The organism is Xanthomonas sp. CFBP 8445 (assembly GCF_025666235.1).
Lineage (GTDB): Bacteria > Pseudomonadota > Gammaproteobacteria > Xanthomonadales > Xanthomonadaceae > Xanthomonas_A > Xanthomonas_A indica.
Genome location: NZ_CP102594.1, coordinates 3729854 through 3748973, shown reverse-complemented (window position 1 = coordinate 3748973; position 19120 = coordinate 3729854). Strand labels below are relative to the sequence as shown.

Below are 19120 nucleotides of genomic sequence, written 5' to 3'. Positions count from 1 at the left end.
TCGCTCGGCCTGACCGCCCCGGGCGGCGCCGCTGGGCTTGCCGCTGCGGCAGCGCCCGCGCAGCCCGCGTCCACCACCGCGCACGCACGTTCTCCATCCGATCCGGCCGCCGGCTCCACCGCTGGTCGCGCGATGCGGGCCTGCGTCAGCGCGACGCGCTGGCCGGCGCCGGCGCGCCTGCGGCCGGCGACAGGACCTGGGCGAGGAACGCGGCCACCGGCCTGGCCCAGACCGACGGGTCGGCCTGGGCGAAGGTCTTGTGGCCATCGTCGCCGAACGGCGGCAGATCGGCGAAGGCGACCGGCGGCGTCGAGCCGGCGCGGTAGGCCGCATACATGCGGTGCGCCAGTTCGCGCCGGAAGAAGTGATCGTTCTCGGCGTACAGCCATAGCTGTGGCAGCGTGTTGGCCGCGCCCAGGGTCTTCTCCGCCTCGATCAGGCGATCCTCGCCGGCGCAGATGACCTCCTTGCCGTTGCTGCCGCGCCCGCCGGCGAAGCTGATGACGCCGCGTACGCCGGGTGGCGGCGCGTCGGCCAGCGCCACCGCGCCGAGTCCGCCGGCGGACTGACCGACCACGATGATGCGCTGCGGATCCACGCCGGGAAGGCGGGCGGCGGCCTCGACGATCGCCGCCTCCGCCGCGGCGATCTTGCGCCCGGCGACGACGAAATCGACGTCGTGGCAGTTGCCGGCGCCTTCCAGATAGCGGCCGCTGGAGTTGCCGTAGCCGGGCCGCAGCGCCACCACCACCATGTCGCCGTGGGCGGCGAACCAGCGTGCGGCGCGGGCGAAGCCGAGGCGGGTGTCGGCGAGCTTGCGCTTGTCTGCAGGCGTGCCGTGGTGGATGACGATCAGCGGGAACGGACCGGGGCCGGCGGGGCGATACACGCGGGCGGCCAGGTCGTAGTCGACGCCTTGCACGACCACCGGCATCCGGAAGTCCGTGACGCGTGCGGCGTGCGCCGGCGGCGGTGCGGCCAGGGTGAGGACGGCGGCCGCGAGGGCGGCGGCGAATAGGTGTTTCAGCATGGGCGCGACCTGGCCTGGGCGGATGCGCGGCAACGCGTCGTGGCGGTCCGTTGCGATCGGCAGGCCGTCGCGGGCCTGCCTTCGCTGGGCGAGGCCACGGCCACGACGCGGCACGCGGCTTCGCTGCAATGCCGGACGGGTCGCGGCAAGCGGCCGGACCCGTCGCGTCCTTCGATCGCGGCGCAGCATCGTGGCGAATTCGACGGCGTGGTACCGCTGCTCTGCCACGACGCCTGCAGCGCACGACCGTGCGCCGCAGGCCATCGCCGCTGCTTGCTCAGAAGTCCTGTTGCAGGCTCAGGTAGACGCCACGGCGCGGCGCCCACTGCGGCGCGAACACGCCGATGCCGCCGCCGTCGCGCAACTGGTAGTGGCGGTCGAGCACGTTGAGCACGGCGAGCTGCGCGTGCAGCGGGTGGCTGCTGGCCAGGGCGAAGTCGTGGCCGGCGCTGAGGTTGAGCTGGAAGTACGCCGGCAGCTCGCCGCCGTTGGGCACGCCGTCGGCATCGGTGCGCAGGCCGCTGCCGAACAGGTAGTCGGCGCCGATGCGGCTGTCGTCGGCCAGGGCGTAGTTGATGCCGCCGGAGGAGGTCAGCTTCTGGTCGTGGTCCAGGTGGATCCAGTGGTCGTAGGCGTAGGCCAGCGCGTCCGGGTCGAAGTTGTACAGGCTGGTCATCACCCGCTTGCCCATGGCCTTGCTGTAGGCCGCGTTGAAGTAGGCGTTGATCGGGCCGTTGCTGTAGTCGGCGCTGAACTCGGCGCCGCGGATGCGGCCGTAGCGGTAGTTGAAGGTGGAATAGACATAGGCGGCGCCGAACTGGCCTTCGTCCTGCAGGCGGTCGGCCTTGCGGTAGTAGGTGTCCAGGCCCAGGGTCAGGTGGTCGCCGACCATCTGCGAGATGCCCAGGTCGTAGTAGTCGCTGCGCTCGCTCAGCGGCTTGGTCGGGCCGCCTGCTGCCGACTGCTGGTTGGTGGTGCCGTCGTACAGGGCGATGTCGCTGGTGGAGATCAGTTCGGTGGCCGGCGGGGTGAAGTAGCGCGCATAGCCGGCGTGCAGGGTGGTGCTGTCGCTGGCGTGCCAGACCACGCCCAGGCGTGGGCTGAGCTGGCCCTCGGTGGTGCCGAAGGCCTTGTAGCGGTCGCCGCGCACGCCGTAGTTGATGGTCCAGGCGTCGCTCGGCTCCCATTCGTCCTGCAGGTACACCGCGTAGGTGCTGGCGTGGAAACGGCTGGCGTCGGGGATGAACAGCGGCACGTCGCTGCTCTGGCTGCCGTCGTCGTTGGCCGGGAACACGTAGGCGTTGTTGCTGGCATTGGCGTGTTCGAAGTTGCCGTACACGCCATAGCGCAAGGTGTGCGTGCCGCCCCACGGCGTGGAGAAGTCGGCCTGCAGGGTGCTGGCGCGGTTGGCGCGCTGCACCTGCGAGGCGATGCCGTTGAAGATCAGGTCGCCGGCGATGTCCGGGGAGAACGCGACGCTGCTGTAGCGCTGGCCGGCCGACAGCTGGTAGCTGGTGTCGCCGAGCGCGCCTTGCAGCACCAGGGTGCCGAAGCGGGTGTTCTCGCGCTGGTTCTCGTCGAGTTGCGCGGAATCGAAGCTGTTGTTGCCCAGATAGATGAACGCCGGCGTCTGCCCCGGGTTGTTGGGGATCTGGAAGCGGTTGTTGGCGTAGCCGACCAGCAGGCTGAGCCGGGTGTTCTCGTTCAGCAGGTAGCTGAGGTCGGCGAAGCCCTTGCCCTGGTGGGTCTTGTCGTGGATCGGGTTGTCGCTGTCGGTCGGGTTCTCCATGCCGATGCGGTTCTGCAGGTAGTTGCCGCTGGCGAACCAGCTGAAGCGGCCGTCGCTGCCCCACCACGAGGCGTTGGGGTTGAGCGTGCCGTAGGAGCCGCCGGTGATGCCGACGCTGCCGCCGTTGCCCAGTTCCACGCCGTTCTTGGTGGTGATGTCGACCACCGCCGCGGTGCGGTCGCCGAACTGCGCCGGCAGTGCGCCGTCGAGCAGGCGGATGTTCTTGATCGTGCGCGGGTCCAGGGTCTGGCCGAAGCCGGAGATGGACTCGGGGATCATCACGCCGTTGATGCGGTACTGCAGGTTGGCGTGGTCGCCGCGCACGTGCACGCCGCCATAGGAATCCTGGACCACGCCCGGCGCCTGCAGCAGCACCTGGTTGAGCGGGGTGGAGGCGCCCAGCGGCAGGCGGGCGATGTCCTCGGCGCTGATCGCGTACTGGCTGCTGCCGATGTCCGGCGACAGCGCGTTGCGCGCGGCTTCCAGCTTGGCGGTGACGGTGACCGGGTCGAGATCGACGGTCGGTTCGGCGGCAGCGGTGCTGTCGGTGGCGGCGTCTGCGGCGAGGGCGAGACCCGGGGCGACCAGCAGGACCAGGGCGATGGCGGAGGAGAGGGGGCGACGTGTCATGGCGAGGCGAACCGAAGGAGGAGGAATTGTTACTTAATAACAGTGTGCTTTCGCAAAAACGCCGGCGTAGGCCGGAAGTCATGGTGGCGTCGCGGGGTTGCTTGCCATTCATGTCGCGGCGCTGCCAGCGTGACCGGCGTGCGGCGCTATGCGGCGCGCCCCGGCTCTGCGAACATCACACACTGCCAAGGAGTCCTTTCATGAATCTGTCTGCCGCCGCCGTGTCCGAATCCGCCTCGTCGTCCTGGTCACCCGCCAGTTGGCGCGAGCGGCCGGCGCTGCAGATGCCGGTGTATCCGGATCCGCAGGCACTGGAGGCCGCGCTGGCGGAGCTGCGGCACTTGCCGCCGCTGGTCACCTCCTGGGAGATCTTCGCGCTTAAGAAGCAGCTGGCCGAGGCGCAGGAAGGCAAGCGCTTCCTGCTGCAGGGCGGCGATTGCGCGGAGAACTTCAGCGATTGCGAATCCGGCACCATTTCCAACCGGCTCAAGGTGCTGCTGCAGATGAGCCTGGTGCTGGTGCACGGGCTGCGCCTGCCGGTGGTGCGGGTCGGCCGCTATGCCGGGCAATACGCCAAGCCGCGCTCGGCCGACACCGAAACCCGTGACGGTGTGACCCTGCCCAGCTACCGCGGCGACGTGGTCAACGGCCCGGAGTTCACCGCGCAGGCGCGGGTGCCGGATCCGCGGCGCATGATCACCGCGCACTCGCGTTCGGCAATGACCATGAACTTCGTGCGTGCGTTGATCGACGGCGGCTTCGCCGACCTGCACCATCCCGAGTACTGGAACCTGAGCTGGGTCGGCTATTCGCCGCTGGCCGAGGACTACCAGAAGATGGTGGGCTCGATCGGCGATGCGGTGCGCTTCATGGAGACCCTGTCCGGCGCGCAGCTGTACAACCTCAACCGGGTCGATTTCTACACCTCGCACGAGGCCTTGCTGCTGCCCTACGAGGAAGCACTGACGCGCGAGGTGCCGCGGCAGTGGGGCTGGTTCAACCTCAGCACGCACTACCCGTGGATCGGCATGCGCACCGCGGCGCTGGACGGCGCGCACGTGGAGTACTTCCGCGGCATCCGCAATCCGATCGCGATCAAGGTCGGTCCGTCGGCGCAGCCGGACCAGCTGCTGCGCCTGATCGACGTGCTCAATCCGGAGGACGAGCCGGGCCGGCTGACCTTCATCCACCGCATGGGCGCGGCGCAGATCGCCGAGAAGCTGCCGCCGCTGCTGGAGGCGGTGAAGCGCGACGGCCGCCGCGTGCTGTGGGTGTGCGATGCGATGCACGGCAACACCGAGAGCACCAGCAACGGCTACAAGACCCGGCGCTACCAGAACGTCCTGGGCGAGGTGGAGCAGTCGTTCGACATCCACGCCGCGGCCGGTACCCGCCTGGGCGGCGTGCATCTGGAACTGACCGGCGAGGACGTCACCGAGTGCACCGGCGGCGCGCGCGAACTGACCGAGCGCGATCTGGAGCGCGCCTACCGCTCCAGCGTGGATCCGCGGCTGAACTACGAGCAGTCGCTGGAGATCGCGATGGCGATCGTGCGCAAGCAGAACGGGCGCACCGTCGCCACGCCGCTCGCGTAGCGGGTTGGCGTGGTTCGCCGGCGCGCAGCGTGCGCGTCGGCGCTGGCGTTGGGCGCAGGCCTGCGCGGGTCTTTACGTCTGCACGCACGGCGCGTGGCAGTGTCTCGCTGCCGTTGGCAAGCTGTCGCAGGAAGTATGCGCATGCGCGACGACGTCCGCTGCGGCCGCCGCCTGGCGCCGCAGCGGGCGCGCTCGACATCGCGCTAATCCCTGCGCTGCCAGACTATCGCGACTCCTCCCCCCGACACAGGAGCGCATCTTGACCCTCGATCTTCACTGGGTGCCCTGGCGTGCCTACACGCTGCCGATCGGCGCCGCGCTGATTCTCGGTTTTCTGGCCTGGTGGCTGCTGTTGCGCATCGCCCAGCGCATGCGTGGCCGCGACTACCGGCGCGCGCGCATCGTGCGCGTGGTCAGCGTGCCGGTCGCCTTCCTGCTGCCGATGCTGATGCTCAGCTTTGCGCTCGAATCCACCCCGCTGGACGAGAAGGCACTGACCGACCTGCAGCACCTGCTGCACATCGGCATGATCGGCTGCGTGACCTGGCTGCTGGTGCGCGGCGTGGCGGCGCTGGAAACGGCGATCCTGCGCAGCCATCCGATCGAGGTGGCGGACAACCTCACCGCGCGCCGTGTGCAGACCCAGACCCGGGTGCTGGCGCGGGTGGCGATGGGCACGATCATCCTGGTCGGCACCTCGATCGTGCTGCTGACCTTCCCGGCGGTGCGGCAGATCGGCACCACCCTGCTGGCCTCGGCCGGCATCATCGGCCTGGTCGCCGGTATCGCCGCCAAGCCGGTGTTCGGCAACCTGATCGCCGGCCTGCAGATCGCGCTGACCCAGCCGATCCGGCTCGACGATGTGGTCATCGTCGAAGGCGAGTGGGGACGCATCGAGGAGATCGGCAGTTCCTACGTGGTGGTGCGGATCTGGGACGAGCGGCGGATGGTGGTGCCGCTGACCTGGTTCATCGAGAACCCGTTCCAGAACTGGACGCGCAGCAGCGCCGACCTGCTCGGCACCGCGTTCCTGTGGCTGGACTACCGCACGCCGATCGCGCAAGTGCGCGCCGAACTGGAGCGCATCTGCAAGAGCGAGCCGCTGTGGGATGGGCGGGTCTGCGTGACCCAGGTGACCGATACCAGCGAGCGCACGATCCAGGTGCGCCTGCTGGTCAGTGCGCGCAATTCCGGCGATGCCTTCGACCTGCGTTGCATCGTGCGCGAACGCATGCTGGACTTCCTGGTGCGCGAGCATCCCTATGCGCTGCCGCTGCTGCGCGCGGAAGTGGCGCCGGAGCCGGTGCGGCTGTCGCATCCGCCGGTGCGCGCCAGCGACTCGGAGGCGATGCGTTCGCCTGGCGCCGAGGATGGCGTGCCGGCCGTGCCAGCTCCTGCGCAGCGCGGCACTGGGTAAGAGGCGCCGCGACGCAGGTCGCGCGAACAGCACGTCGCCGGCACGCGATGCGGTGCCGGCGACGGCCTTGCCAGGTTGGCAGGCGCGTCAGTTCGGCTGCACTTCCCAAAGCTGATTGACGTTGCCCAGGCATTCCCACATCTGCACGATGGCGCCGTTGCGAATGCCGCCGGCGGAGTCGTCCAGGCATTTGCCGTTCAACTCGCTGCGGATCTGGCCGCGGATCCGCCACGCCTGCGTGGCGGTGCCGGTGCACGCCATCATGCGCAGCGCGCCGCCGTTTTGGGCAGTGGTCGCTGCCTCCAGGCAATTGCCGCCGTAGCCCACGATCGAGCCGTTCTTGCCGAGTTGCCATTGCTGGTTCTTGGTGCCGTTGCAGTCCCAGAGTTGCACCGGCGTCCCGGCGGTGACGCCGAAACCGGCGACGTCCAGACAGCGTCCGGTCGAGACCCGGATCTCGCCGGTCGAGGGGCTGTACGACCAGCGCTGGTTGGTGCCACCGAGATTGTCCCAGAGCTGCAGCCGCGCGCCGTTGTTCGACCCGAGCGCCACCACGTCCAGGACCTTGCCGCCGCTGGCGATGAGCGAGGCATTGGTGAAGTACCAGCCCTGGTTCGAGGTGCTCAGCGATTGATAGAGCTGGATCGGTGCCCCATTGGCACTGCTCACGCCGGTGATATCGAGCACCTTGTCGGTGCCCTCGCCGCGCAGGCTATGGCTGCCACGCTTGAACGACCACTTCTGCTGGCGGAACCCGTTGCAGTCCCAGACCTGCATCGAGGCACCATCGTTGATATCTCCATTCCTGACGTCGAGGCATTTGCCGGACGGGCCCATGATCTGTCCGGGCGAACTGGAATCGTCCAACGGCACCACGGTCGGCCGGTACTGGACCACATTGGGCACCGTGGTGAGGAAGGCGCGGGCATTGTCGGCCTGGTCCGGCACGCCACAGGCTTGCCCGTTGCAGGTGTTGATCGCCGGCGACGAATACACCAGGATCTCGCTCTGTCCATTGACCGCGTAAGCCATCGTGGTGTGGAAGCTGCCGGTGTCGCTGCGGTGGCCGAAATTGAAGCCCGGCTCCTGGCCGGTTTCGTGCTGGTGGCCGGAGCCGAGGAGGTGGCCGAACTCGTGGGCCAGGGTGCCGCGGGTGCAGTAGTAGCCACCGTCGACGCCGTCGGAGATCACCGCGTAGCCCCAGCGCGAATCGGTGCCGCCGGACTGCCAGGCGACGCCACAGCTCTGCTGGGAATTGTTGAAGCGTCGCACGAGGCCGACCATATCCGCGCCGAGCCGGTCGCGGGCATCGTGCAGCGGCACCAGCGCTGCGGCGGTCGCCTGGCTGACGCCGGTGAGTTCGTCGAGGGTGCCGTTGTTCAGTGTGTTGTCGGGGTAGTCGACCTGCACGGTCCCGACCAGGCGGTAGCGCACATTGATGTTGGCGTTGGCGAAGGATTGGTTCGCCGTCTCCACCAGATTGGTGAGCACGGTGTCGATCGCCGTGATGCCGCCGCGGTAGTCCCGATAGCCGGGCGTATAGCCGAGCAGCACGTCGATCGTGTTGGTCGAGGTGCTGCCGGCCTGTGCATTGACTTGCGCGAGGCTGCTGTATCCGGCGATATAGCCCTGGGCGGTATCGCCCGGAGGCAGTTGGACGGCCGAATCGGCCAGGCGTCGCGCGTCCGCGCGGCTGCCGGCGGAATGCAGGTCGGCGCTGGCGGCCGCCATGATGTAGGGCTTGCCCTCGATGGTGGTGAGCTGGTAGGTCATGCCATCGATGGTGCCCAGCGACCCGAACACCGCGTCCTTGCCGAAAGTGATGACCGTCTCGTTGCCCATCGGTTGGCCGTCCACCCGGCCGACCCACGTCCAGATGCCGCGCCTGGCGTCGCGCCGGCTCTGATAGCTGATCTGCAGGTTTTTCCCGTCCGGTGTGGGCACCGTCATCGTGCCGTCGACGCTGGCCTTGATCGCGTGCGCCTCGCTGAGGGTGATGGGGTACAGGGCGAAGGCGCCGTCGTGTCCGGTCGGGGTGCGGCTGGTGTAGCGGATCAGGGCGCCGCTGTCCTTCGCGTCGAACAGGGACGCGCGCTGAGCGGCGGCCATTGGCGGCGCAGTGGTGGCCGCAGCGGACGCGTGCTTGGCGTCCGAGGTTGCGCTGTGTTTGTGATCGATAGCGCCCCCGCAGGCGCTCAGGCCAGTGCAAAGTAACACTGCCACACTCCAACCCATCGCTTTCGCGATTTGCATCGTCTATTCCCCTGTGGTGATTGTCCGCCACCTATCTATCGATAGTGGCGCGCTTTTCCGGGGCGCCCGGAACTTGTCAAGGGTTAGAATCGACCGAAGTGGACAATTCTGTAGACATTTGCGTGTCGTGGCCGGGGGGAAATCGAGTTGCGTGGAGCGCGCCCGAAAGTCTCGTGAAGGACATCACAATCGATTCGCCGGCATGTGTCGGCTAGGCGTCCTGTCCATCAGGAGGAGAGCGCCAACGTCATGTCCGCCGACCCCGTGGTATGGCGAGGCCGGTCGTCGGGAGGTATGCGTTGGGGCGTCACGGTGCTGGACCCCGTGACAGGGATGCGGTGTAGATCAGGCGGCGGGAGGATGCCGCCGGCGCCGCACCAGGTCGCGGGCCAGGATGCCGACCACGGCGAGATTGATCGCCAGCACCGCCCACGACGCCCAGCCGGGGTGGCGCACGATCGCGTACACGTCGAACGGCAGGTAGATGGCCGCGGAGACGCAGCCCAGCAGCGAGGCCCAGGCCTTGGCGCGCCACAGGCCCCAGGCCTCGATGAGGTGCAGCACGCCGTAGGCGAGCATGCCGGCGGCGGCCAGGTGCACCGCCCCGGGGCTGATCATGGTCAGCAGCGAGGGCAGGGCACCGTGGTCCGGATCCAGGCTGAAGCGCACGATCAGCTTGTCCACCCCCGCGCGCAGCGGGGCCGGACCCATCAGTTCCAGCCCCGTGGCCGCCAGCACCGCGAGCAGGCCCTTGCCGGCCTCCAGCAGTGCGATCAGGTGCAGGCCCGGATGCGCATGCGGATCCGGGTTGTACGCCTTGTCGGCGGCCATGGGCGTGCGCTGCCGCTCAGCCCGCGCGGCCGGCGCGCTTGCGCTCGTTTTCGGTCAGGTGCTTCTTGCGCAAGCGGATCTCCTTCGGGGTGACTTCGACCAGTTCGTCGTCCTCGATGAAGTCCAGCGCCTGCTCCAGCGTGTACTTGATCGCCGGGGTCAGCTTGATCGCATCGTCCTTGCCCGAGGCACGCATATTGGTCAGCGGCTTGGTCTTGATTGCGTTGACGGTCAGGTCGTTGTCCTTGGAGTGGATGCCGACCAGCTGTCCTTCATACACGTTGTCGCCCTCGGCGGCAAACAGGCGGCCGCGCTCTTCCAGCGGACCCAGCGCGTAGGCGGGGGTGGCGCCCGGCGCGTTGGCGATCATCACGCCGTTCTGGCGCTTGGCGATGGCGCCCTGTTCCTTCGGGCCGTAGTGGTCGAACACGTGGAACAGCAGGCCCGAACCCTGGGTCAGGGTGCGGAACTCGTTCTGGAAGCCGATCAGGCCACGCGCCGGGATCATGTAGTCCAGGCGCACGCGGCCCTTGCCGTCCGGCTCCATGTTCTTGAGCTGGCCCTTGCGGATGCCCAGCTTCTCCATCACGCCGCCCTGGTGCTGCTCTTCGATGTCCACCACCAGCTGCTCGACCGGCTCCATCAGCTGCCCGTCGATCTCCTTGATGATCACTTCAGGGCGCGACACGGCCAGTTCGAAGCCTTCGCGGCGCATGTTCTCGATCAACACCGACAGGTGCAGCTCGCCGCGGCCGGACACCAGGAACTTGTCGGCATCTTCCAGCTGCTGCACCTTCAGCGCCACGTTGTGCACGGTCTCGCGCTCCAGCCGATCCTTGAGCTGGCGGCTGGTCAGGAACTTGCCGCCGGACAGGTCCTTGTTGCCGGCGAACGGCGAGTTGTTGACCTGGAAGGTCATCGAGATGGTCGGCTCGTCCACGGTCAGCGGCGGCAGCGCCTCGGGGGCTTCCAGCGCGCAGACGGTGTCGGAAATGGTCAGTTCCTGGATGCCGGAGATGGCGACGATGTCGCCGGCCTGCGCGCTGTCCTGCTCGATGCGCTCCAGGCCCAGGAAGCCCAGCACCTGCAGCACCTTGCCCTGGCGCTTCTTGCCTTCGCGGTCGATCACCGCCACCGGCATGTTCTTCTTCAGCACGCCGCGCTGGATGCGGCCGATGCCGATCACGCCGACGAAGTTGTTGTAGTCCAGCTGGCTGATGCGCATCTGGAACGGGCCGTCCGGATCCACGTCCGGCTTCGGCGCGTGCTGCATGATCGCTTCGTACAGCGGGGTCATGTCGCCGTCGCGCACGCTGTCGTCCAGCGAGGCGTAGCCGTTCAGCGCCGAGGTGTAGACGATCGGGAAGTCGAGCTGCTCGTTGGTGGCGCCGAGCTTGTCGAACAGGTCGAACACCTGGTCGATCACCCAGTCCGGGCGCGCGCCGGGGCGGTCGATCTTGTTGACCACCACGATCGGCTTGAAGCCCATCGCGAACGCCTTCTGGGTCACGAAACGGGTCTGCGGCATCGGGCCGTCCATCGCGTCGACCAGGATCAGCACGGTGTCCACCATCGACAGCACGCGCTCCACCTCGCCGCCGAAGTCGGCGTGTCCGGGGGTGTCGACGATGTTGATGCGGTTGCCCTGCCAGGTGATGGCGGTGTTCTTGGCCAGGATGGTGATGCCGCGTTCCTTTTCCTGGTCGTTGCTGTCCATCACGCGCTCGGCCAGCACCGTGCGCTCGGACAGGGTGCCGGACTGCTTCAGCAGGCAGTCGACGAGGGTGGTCTTGCCGTGGTCGACGTGGGCGACGATGGCGATATTGCGAAGATTTTCGATGGACATGCGAAAGGGGGCCAGCCGGCGCCAGAAGGGAGGAAAGGAAGCCACCTAGTATACCCGGATCCCGTGGCGCCTGCCGGCGCCCGGCGGCGGTGGGCCGGGCGGGCCCGTTCAGGCGCCGGCGGCGGGCACGGGCGAAGCCTGAACGAGGCGCCGTGTATCCTATGCGCCCCTCATGACGCCCCCGTTTCCAAGGAATCCCATGTCCCTGATCGCCCATTTCGACACCGCCCGCGGCCCGATCAAGATCGAGCTGTATCCCGACAAGGCCCCGCTGACCGTGGCCAACTTCGTGAACCTGGCCAAGCGCGGCTTCTACGACGGGCTGAACTTCCACCGCGTGATCGCCGACTTCATGATCCAGGGCGGTTGCCCGGAAGGCTCCGGCCGCGGCGGCCCGGGCTACCGCTTCGAGGACGAGACCAACAACGGCGTGCGCCACGACCGCGGCGTGCTGTCCATGGCCAATGCCGGCCCCAGCACCAACGGCAGCCAGTTCTTCATCACCCACGTCGCCACCCCGTGGCTGGACGGCAAGCACACCGTGTTCGGCAAGGTGCTCGAGGGCCTGGACGTGGTCGACAGCGTCGCCCAGGGCGACGTGATCAACAAGATCACCATCGAAGGCGACGCCGAGGCGGTGCTGGCGGCCAAGGCCGACCGCGTCGCCGAGTGGAACCGCACGCTCGACGCCTGATCCGGCGCTGTCCGCGCGACCGGTCGCAGGGCCGGGCGCGCGGACCCTGCGTGCTACCATTTCCCGGTTGATTGCCGCACCCGACCGCCGATGACGATGCGCCCCCTTGTGTTGTGCCTGCTGCTGCTCGTGATCGGCGGCGGCGTGCACGCGTGGTGGCGCGGTGCGGCCTCGGCGCCGTCGGCCGCGCTGGCCGCCGGCGACCCGCGGCGGCTGACCGGCGACGACGGCATCGTCATGCTCGCCGCCGACTGGTGCGGCTACTGCCGCAGGCAACAGGCCGATTTCGCCCGCGCCCAGGTCCGCTACACGGTCCTGGACGTGGAGCAGGAGGCCGGCCGCCAGGCCGCCGCCGCGCTGGGCCTGGAAGGCGTGCCGATCACCGTGATCGGCCAGCACGTGGTCGAAGGCTACGACACCGCCGCCCTGGACCTGCACCTGCAGCCGCTGGGCTATCGCGTCTACTGATCCACCCCACCCACTTTCTTAGCAGAGGAATCCCCCATGAAAGCACCCGTTCGTGTTGCCGTGACCGGCGCCGCCGGCCAGATCGGTTATGCCCTGCTGTTCCGCATCGCCTCCGGCGAAATGCTGGGCAAGGACCAGCCGGTGATCCTGCAGTTGCTGGAACTGCCGATGGAGAAGGCCCAGGCCGCGCTGAAGGGCGTGATGATGGAGCTGGAAGACTGCGCGTTCCCGCTGCTGGCCGGCATGGTCGGCACCGACGATGCCGAAGTGGCGTTCAAGGACGCCGACGTCGCCCTGCTGGTCGGCGCGCGTCCGCGCGGCCCGGGCATGGAGCGCAAGGACCTGCTGCTGGAGAACGCCAAGATCTTCACCGCGCAGGGCGCGGCGCTGAACAAGGTGGCCAAGCGCGACGTCAAGGTGCTGGTGGTCGGCAACCCGGCCAACACCAATGCCTACATCGCCATGAAGTCGGCGCCGGACCTGAACCCGAAGAACTTCACCGCCATGCTGCGTCTGGACCACAACCGCGCGCTGAGCCAGCTCTCGCTCAAGCTCGGCAAGCCGGTCGGCGGCATCGAGAAGCTGGTGGTGTGGGGCAACCACAGCCCGACCATGTACCCGGACTACCGCTTCGCCACCGCCGATGGCGCGTCCATCGCCGACGCGATCAACGACCAGGAATGGAATGCCGGCACCTTCATCCCGACCGTGGGCAAGCGCGGCGCGGCGATCATCGAAGCGCGCGGCCTGTCCTCGGCCGCCTCGGCCGCCAACGCCGCCATCGACCACGTGCGCGACTGGGTGCTGGGCAGCAACGGCAAGTGGGTGACGATGGGCGTGCCGTCCGACGGTTCCTACGGCATCCCGGAAGGCGTGATCTTCGGTTTCCCGGTCACCACCGAGAACGGCAAGTACACCATCGTCAAGGATCTACCGATCGACGACTTCAGCCAGAAGTACGTCGACAAGACCCTGGCCGAACTGGAAGAAGAGCGCAGCGGCGTGGCGCACCTGCTGGGCTGATCGCCAGCGCGATCGCGTCGTCACGGAACGCCGGGCCCCGCCCGGCGTTTCGCGTTGTGGGAAGTGCGCAACATGATGAATCTGATCCACTGGCGGTTGTACGTCGCCGTCGTCGAATGCGGCAGCATCAGCGCCGGTGCTGCGCGCTGCGGCATCACCCAGTCCGGCGCCAGCCAGGCCATCGCGCAGATGGAGCACGTGCTGGGCGCGGCGCTGCTGCTGCGCGAGCGTGGACGGATCCGGCCGACCCCGTTCGGCGTGCGTGCGCTGGCGCATGCGCGGACGATGCTGGCCGAACTGGGGCAGATCCAGACCCTGGCCAGGGCGCAGCATGCACCGGGTGCGGCCTCGCTGCGGGTCGCCGGGTTCGCCTCGTCGCGGCCGTGGCTGGCGCCGCGCCTGCGCGCGTTCGAGCGGACGCATCCGGACACGCGCGTGGTCTGGCTGGAAGGCAGCGACGAGGAGGTCGAAGCCTGGCTGGTGGCAGGCACGATCGACCTGGGCGTGGTGCTGGACCCGGCGCCGGAGCGCGATGCCATCGTGTTCGGCATGGACGAGTGGCTGGCGGCGCTGCCGCCGGCGCTGGCGCGCCCGCAGGCGCGCGATATCGCCCTGGCGGAGCTGCTGGCGCTGCCGTTCGTGCTGGCCACCGGCGGCTGCTGGCTGCATGCGCAGCGCTTGGCCGAACGCGCCGGACTGGTGATCGCCGACCTGCGCCTGCAGGTGCGCGACTGGTCCAGCGCCTGGACCCTGGTGCGCGACGGCGCGGGCGCCAGCCTGCTGCCGGCGTCGGTGTTGCCGGTCGAGCGCGACGGCGTGCAGGTGTTGCCGTTGCAGCCGCGGCTGCAGCGTCGCTTCGCGCTGGTCGCCGCGGCGCACCCGGCACCGGCTGCGCTGCAATTGCGCGGGTTCTTGGACGAGGCCATCAGCGCAGCTACTGACCCGCCCTGACATTCTTGTTTCTCCGCAAGCGGCCATGCCGCGCACACTGCGCGCGCCGACTGTCCGGTGCTCCTGCGAGACCGTTTCAATGCATCTCTATGCCGCTCCTGGCGCTTGTTCCCTGGCGCCGCACATCGTGCTGCGCGAACTGCAGTTGCCGTTCCGGCTGGTGCACGTGGACAACCGCAGCAAGCGCACCGCCGAGGGCGAGGACTTCCGCGCGATCAATCCCAAGGGCTATGTCGCCGCGCTGCAACTGGACGATGGCCAGGTGCTGACCGAGGGGCCGGCGATCCTGCTGTATCTGGCCGACCGCTGTCCGCAGGCGGCGCTGGCGCCGCCCGCAACCGCAGACGCCTTGCCGCGCTATCGCCTGTACGAGTGGCTGGCCTTCATCAACAGCGAACTGCACGCCGGCAGCGTGCCGCTGTTCGATGCGGGACTGGCGCCGGAGCGGCGCGCCGCGGTCGCCGCCCGCCTGCTGCAGCGCTATGCCCATGTCGAGAGCGCGCTGCATGCGCGGCCATATCTGCTCGGCGACCGCTTCAGCGTGGTTGATGCCTACCTGTTCACCGTGCTCGGCTGGCTGCCGCGGTTCGGCCTGTCGCTGGCCGCGTATCCGGCCTTGGCTGCCTACGCCGCGCGTATCGCCCAGCGTCCCAGCGTGGTGGCGGCGCTGGCCGCCGAGCAGGCGCTGGCCCCTGCCTGAGCGCGCCGCGCGGGCGTGGTCGGGCATGACCTTCGGCGCTCGGCCGCTGCGCGGCGGCCGTGCTACGTTGCCCGCGCCATTCGCAAGGGGACTTCGATCATGCTCATGCCGTTCCGCTGGATCGGCGCGTTGGCGCTCGCCAGTGCGTTGCCCGTCGCCGCCGATGCCGCCGACAGCGGTTACCGGCAACCGCCCGAGCCACTGCTGGGCGTGATGCGCGCGCCGCTCAATCCGTCGCCACGGCTGGACCCGACCGGGCGCACCCTGCTGCTGGTCGAGCGCCAGGCCTACCCGCCGATCGCGCGCGTCGCCGAGCCGTACCTGAAACTGGCCGGGGTGCGCGTGGAGCCGCGCACCCACGCCCGCCACGACATGTCCAACGGCTACGGCATCCGCGCCTGCCTGGATGGCTTCAGCCTGGTCGACGTGGCCAGCGGCAAGCAGACCGCGGTGACCCTGCCGGCCGGCGCCTGCCCGGCGCAGCCGGTGTGGTCGCCGGACGGGCGCCGCTTCGCCTTCAACAACACCGCGGCCGACCGCGTCGAGCTGTGGCTCGGCGACGTCGCCACCGGTACGGTGCGCCGCATCGACGGTGTGCAGCTCAACCCGGTGCTGGGCGGCGAGATCCAGTGGCTGGGCGGCAGCGACACGCTGCTGGTGCGCGCGGTGCCGCAGGACCTGGGCCCGGCACCGGTGAAGGCGGCGGTGCCGCCGGGGCCGGAGGTCAAGGAAGCGATCCGCGGCAAGGGCGAGAGCAGCACCTACGAGGCCCGCGACACTCTGTCCAGCCCCGAGGACGAGGCGCAGTTCGCCTACTACGCCACGTCGCAACTGGTCACCGTGGATGCTGCCAGCGGCAAGCTGCGCACGGTCGGCAAGCCGGCGGTGTACTCGGTGGTCGACGGCGCGCCGGACGGCCGCCACGTGCGCGTGGAGCGCCTGCAGCGCCCGTACTCCTATGTCACCACCTATGGCCGCTTCGCCCACGACGTGGCGGTGCTGGACCTGGCCGACGGCAGCGAGCGGGTGCTGGCGAACCTGCCGGTGGCCGACCGCGTGCCGGTGCACGGCGTGCCGACCGGGCCGCGTGCCTACGGCTGGCGCGCCAACCAGCCGGCCACCCTGGTCTGGGCCGAGGCCCTGGACGGTGGCGACTGGAAGACGAATGTTCCTGCCCGCGACAAGCTGCTGACCCTGTCGGCGCCGTTCACCGGCAAGCCGCGCGAACTGGCCAAGGTGACCCAGCGCTACGCCGGCCTGAGCTGGTTCGCGCAGGGGGGCCAGGTGCTGCTGGACGAGGACGACGAGAACCGCCACTGGCGTCGCACCACGCTGCTCGACGCGGACCGTCCCGGCAGCGCCGGGCGGGTGCTGTTCGACCTGTCCACCGACGACCTCTACGCCGATCCCGGCATGCCCGAGCTGCGGCGCCTGGCCAACGGCGAGTACGTGCTGCGCGAGGACAACGGCGCGCTGTTCCTGAGCGGGAAGGGCGCGACCCCGGCCGGCGACCGGCCGTTCCTGGACCGCTACGACCTGGCGAGCGGCAAGACCCAGCGCCTGTTCCGCAGCGGCACCGACGTCGACGAAGCCTTTGCCGGGTTCGCCGGCGACGACACCACCCGTCTGCTGACCTGGCGGCAGTCGCCGAGCGACCCGCCCAACGTGTACCTGCGCACGCTGGGCCAGCCGCAACCGGCCGCGGCAGCCGGCGAGGCGGTGGTCGCCTCCACCCTGGCGCCGGTGACCCGCTTCCCCGACCCGACCCCGGTGGTGCGGCAGATCAAGAAGCGCCTGGTGACCTACAAGCGCAAGGACGGGGTGGAACTGTCCTTCACCCTGTACACGCCGCCCGGCTACAAGGAAGGCACGCGGGTGCCGGCGATCCTCTACGCCTATCCGCTGGACTACGCCGATGCCTCCAAGGCCGGTCAGGTCAGCGGCGCCAACGACCGCGACTTCACCCGCCTGCATTCCTACCAACTGCTGCTGCTGGCCGGCTACGCGATCATCGACGATGCCGCGTTCCCGATCGTCGGCGACCCCAAGACGGCTTACGACACGTACCTGCAGCAGTTGGTGGACAACGCCCAGGCGGCGGTGGACAAGGCGGTGGAGTTGGGTGTGGTCGACCGCGACCGCATCGGCGTCACCGGCCACAGCCATGGCGCGCTGATGGCGGCCAACCTGCTGGCGCACACCGACCTGTTCCGCGCCGGCGTGGCCACCAGCGGCAGCTACAACAAGACCCTGACCCCGTTCGGTTTCCAGAACGAGCGGCGCTCGTTCTGGGCGGCGCCGGAGGTGTACGCGCAGGCCTCGGCCTTCTTCCACGCCGACAAGATCAACGAGCCGCTGCTGCTGGTGCACGGCATGGACGACGCCAATCCCGGCACCGAGACCACCCAGGCCCCGCGCATGTTCCAGGCGATCCGCGGCCTCGGTGGCACTGCGCGGCTGGTGCTGCTGCCGTTCGAGCCGCACTGGTACACCGCGCGCGAGTCCAACGAGGACGTGGTGGCGGAAATGCTGGAGTGGTTCGATCGCTACGTGAAGCAGGCGCCGCCGCGTGCGGCGTCGGCGACCGCGACGGCACAGAAGCACTAGCGCGATGACCCCGGGGGCGCACGATGAAATTGCTTATTCTTTGCGCGCCAGTGCTGCTGGCGCTCACCGCATGCGGTGCAGTCGACACGGTGAAGAATGCGTACGCGCATTCGCAGGAAGTGGCGGCCGACCTGGAGAAATCGGTCGGCAGCAAGCCGATGGTCGGCTTCAACTGGGCCAACGGCGCGCTGGTCCAGGTCACGGTCAATTTCCAGGGCGTGCCGCACAAGCCGCTGGCGCAGATCGTGCAACTCAGCAAGGATTCGGTGGCCACGCGCTTCGAGCAGGCGCCGGGGAATGTGGTGGTGATGTTTACGGTGCCGGGGAAGTAGCTAGTAATTGATGCCCATGGTCACGAAAGCACTGTGCGCATCTCAGTCAACCGTCTAGGAAGACGTATCCATGGATCCTCTGTCCTTCAGTTTGCCGACCGTCATTTGGTCGGGAATTGTCGCTGCATTTATTTCACTGAGTGGCGTGGTCCTTTCCAATCGTGCCAGCATGAGTAGGCTTAAGGAGCAGTTGCGGCATGATGCAAAAGAGAAGCATCAGGATCGTCTCGCAAGTCTGAGGCGAGATGTGTACTTGCCGCTTATTGCCGAGACAAATAGAGCGAATGGGTATCTTGGAACTCTCTCTGCTCAAGATCCAACTGAGGGCAGTTTTGGAGAGCCTCTGCAAGGTGTGATCGCAATGTTGGCGAAAGTCCAGCTTGTTGGCTCTCAAGAAGCTACCGCAGCCGCGGCCGAGTTGACCGCGTTGTATGGTGAGGTACTTCTAAGGCTTATCGGCCTTGCAAAGCCAATGCATGAGGCAAAGATCGACATTAGGATTTCGGATGAACTGTACCAACAGAGCGCTGCTCAGGTGCAGCGAGTGCTTTCTGAGATCGCAGCGGAAAACGAATCAGGAGCGCCAAATCAGGTTCGGCTCGCTTCTCTGTTTAGCTCCTTGAGCAACTATCGTGAGCAGTCTTCAATTCATTCAGACGCGCGCAATGCTGCTTGGGATGTCTACAACTCTAACCAGCAAGGCTTCGCAAGAGCCGTTCTTGAGGAAATAAAAAGGCTTGGCCCGGCCCAGATCAGCCTAATGTGCGCAATTCGAGGTGAATCAGGTTTGGATGCGGATGCTTCTGAACTGAAGAAGCGTCTAGAGGAAAATAGCAAGAGGGGAAGTCGGGCAATTGATGAGCTGCTAAGCAAGCTCGATTCATCCGTTGATGGCTAAGCAATTGCGTAGATCGGCATGATCGTGTCGGTGCCTCGCACTAAGGTTTCCTCCCC

The 19120-nt window shown here is 68.1% G+C and carries 15 protein-coding genes; 10 read left to right on the top strand and 5 right to left on the bottom strand.

Annotation, left to right across the window (positions count from 1 at the left end; all coding sequences use genetic code 11):
• Positions 1 to 145: 145 nt before the first annotated feature.
• Entirely contained in the window at positions 146 to 1030 is an 885-nt protein-coding gene (locus tag NUG21_RS16020; RefSeq protein ID WP_263391395.1) for an alpha/beta hydrolase family protein, read from the bottom strand.
• Positions 1031 to 1307: 277 nt separating this feature from the next.
• On the bottom strand, positions 1308 to 3449 hold the full coding sequence (locus NUG21_RS16015; RefSeq protein WP_263391394.1) for a TonB-dependent receptor: 2142 nt from the start codon (positions 3447 to 3449) through the stop codon (positions 1308 to 1310).
• A gap of 200 nt (positions 3450 to 3649) precedes the next feature.
• Between NUG21_RS16015 and NUG21_RS16010 the strand changes: the two genes are divergently transcribed.
• The gene (locus NUG21_RS16010) at positions 3650 to 5044 is read left to right on the top strand and encodes a class II 3-deoxy-7-phosphoheptulonate synthase (RefSeq protein WP_242081673.1); all 1395 of its coding nucleotides are present in this window, start codon (positions 3650 to 3652) and stop codon (positions 5042 to 5044) included.
• A gap of 259 nt (positions 5045 to 5303) precedes the next feature.
• Positions 5304 to 6461, top strand: a complete 1158-nt coding sequence (locus tag NUG21_RS16005) for a mechanosensitive ion channel family protein (RefSeq protein ID WP_263391393.1) — start codon at positions 5304 to 5306, stop codon at positions 6459 to 6461.
• A gap of 87 nt (positions 6462 to 6548) precedes the next feature.
• On the opposite strand, the gene NUG21_RS16000 is transcribed toward NUG21_RS16005, so the two are convergent.
• The 3 genes from NUG21_RS16000 to typA form a co-directional block, all read right to left on the bottom strand.
• Positions 6549 to 8714: a ricin-type beta-trefoil lectin domain protein gene (locus tag NUG21_RS16000; protein ID WP_263391392.1), complete on the bottom strand. Its 2166-nt coding sequence runs from the start codon at positions 8712 to 8714 to the stop codon at positions 6549 to 6551.
• A 345-nt stretch (positions 8715 to 9059) separates the two neighbouring features.
• The gene (locus NUG21_RS15995; RefSeq protein ID WP_184502557.1) at positions 9060 to 9545 is read right to left on the bottom strand and encodes a DUF2127 domain-containing protein; all 486 of its coding nucleotides are present in this window, start codon (positions 9543 to 9545) and stop codon (positions 9060 to 9062) included.
• Positions 9546 to 9561: 16 nt separating this feature from the next.
• A complete protein-coding gene (gene typA / locus NUG21_RS15990) occupies positions 9562 to 11391 on the bottom strand; it encodes a translational GTPase TypA (RefSeq protein ID WP_010340464.1) in 1830 nt (609 codons plus the stop codon).
• Between the two features lie 199 nt (positions 11392 to 11590).
• Between typA and NUG21_RS15985 the strand changes: the two genes are divergently transcribed.
• From NUG21_RS15985 to NUG21_RS15950, 8 genes are all read left to right on the top strand, one after another.
• Positions 11591 to 12085 (top strand): peptidylprolyl isomerase, encoded by a 495-nt coding sequence (locus NUG21_RS15985; protein ID WP_184502556.1) that lies wholly within the window; start codon positions 11591 to 11593, stop codon positions 12083 to 12085.
• 90 nt (positions 12086 to 12175) lie between these two features.
• The gene (locus NUG21_RS15980) at positions 12176 to 12553 is read left to right on the top strand and encodes a glutaredoxin family protein (protein WP_184502555.1); all 378 of its coding nucleotides are present in this window, start codon (positions 12176 to 12178) and stop codon (positions 12551 to 12553) included.
• A 36-nt stretch (positions 12554 to 12589) separates the two neighbouring features.
• Complete coding sequence (locus tag NUG21_RS15975) at positions 12590 to 13576, top strand: malate dehydrogenase (protein ID WP_263391391.1); 987 nt, start codon at positions 12590 to 12592, stop codon at positions 13574 to 13576.
• A 72-nt stretch (positions 13577 to 13648) separates the two neighbouring features.
• On the top strand, positions 13649 to 14527 hold the full coding sequence (locus tag NUG21_RS15970) for a LysR family transcriptional regulator (RefSeq protein ID WP_263391390.1): 879 nt from the start codon (positions 13649 to 13651) through the stop codon (positions 14525 to 14527).
• Positions 14528 to 14606: 79 nt separating this feature from the next.
• On the top strand, positions 14607 to 15227 hold the full coding sequence (gene gstA, locus NUG21_RS15965) for a glutathione transferase GstA (RefSeq protein WP_263391389.1): 621 nt from the start codon (positions 14607 to 14609) through the stop codon (positions 15225 to 15227).
• A 99-nt stretch (positions 15228 to 15326) separates the two neighbouring features.
• On the top strand, positions 15327 to 17834 hold the full coding sequence (locus tag NUG21_RS15960; protein WP_263391388.1) for a S9 family peptidase: 2508 nt from the start codon (positions 15327 to 15329) through the stop codon (positions 17832 to 17834).
• Between the two features lie 23 nt (positions 17835 to 17857).
• A complete protein-coding gene (locus NUG21_RS15955) occupies positions 17858 to 18166 on the top strand; it encodes a hypothetical protein (protein WP_263391387.1) in 309 nt (102 codons plus the stop codon).
• Between the two features lie 70 nt (positions 18167 to 18236).
• On the top strand, positions 18237 to 19064 hold the full coding sequence (locus NUG21_RS15950; protein ID WP_184502550.1) for a hypothetical protein: 828 nt from the start codon (positions 18237 to 18239) through the stop codon (positions 19062 to 19064).
• Positions 19065 to 19120 lie beyond the last annotated feature (56 nt).

Bases quoted from the DNA above. Each gene is read 5' to 3' on its own strand.
- NUG21_RS16020 (WP_263391395.1), bottom strand. From the start codon at position 1,030: ATGCTGAAACACCTATTCGCCGCCGCCCTCGCGGCCGCCGTCCTCACC.
- NUG21_RS16015 (WP_263391394.1), bottom strand. From the start codon at position 3,449: ATGACACGTCGCCCCCTCTCCTCCGCCATCGCCCTGGTCCTGCTGGTC.
- NUG21_RS16010 (WP_242081673.1), top strand. From the start codon at position 3,650: ATGAATCTGTCTGCCGCCGCCGTGTCCGAATCCGCCTCGTCGTCCTGG.
- NUG21_RS16000 (WP_263391392.1), bottom strand. From the start codon at position 8,714: ATGCAAATCGCGAAAGCGATGGGTTGGAGTGTGGCAGTGTTACTTTGC.
- NUG21_RS15995 (WP_184502557.1), bottom strand. From the start codon at position 9,545: ATGGCCGCCGACAAGGCGTACAACCCGGATCCGCATGCGCATCCGGGC.
- typA (WP_010340464.1), bottom strand. From the start codon at position 11,391: ATGTCCATCGAAAATCTTCGCAATATCGCCATCGTCGCCCACGTCGAC.
- NUG21_RS15985 (WP_184502556.1), top strand. From the start codon at position 11,591: ATGTCCCTGATCGCCCATTTCGACACCGCCCGCGGCCCGATCAAGATC.
- NUG21_RS15980 (WP_184502555.1), top strand. From the start codon at position 12,176: ATGACGATGCGCCCCCTTGTGTTGTGCCTGCTGCTGCTCGTGATCGGC.
- NUG21_RS15975 (WP_263391391.1), top strand. From the start codon at position 12,590: ATGAAAGCACCCGTTCGTGTTGCCGTGACCGGCGCCGCCGGCCAGATC.
- NUG21_RS15970 (WP_263391390.1), top strand. From the start codon at position 13,649: ATGATGAATCTGATCCACTGGCGGTTGTACGTCGCCGTCGTCGAATGC.
- gstA (WP_263391389.1), top strand. From the start codon at position 14,607: ATGCATCTCTATGCCGCTCCTGGCGCTTGTTCCCTGGCGCCGCACATC.
- NUG21_RS15960 (WP_263391388.1), top strand. From the start codon at position 15,327: ATGCTCATGCCGTTCCGCTGGATCGGCGCGTTGGCGCTCGCCAGTGCG.
- NUG21_RS15955 (WP_263391387.1), top strand. From the start codon at position 17,858: ATGAAATTGCTTATTCTTTGCGCGCCAGTGCTGCTGGCGCTCACCGCA.
- NUG21_RS15950 (WP_184502550.1), top strand. From the start codon at position 18,237: ATGGATCCTCTGTCCTTCAGTTTGCCGACCGTCATTTGGTCGGGAATT.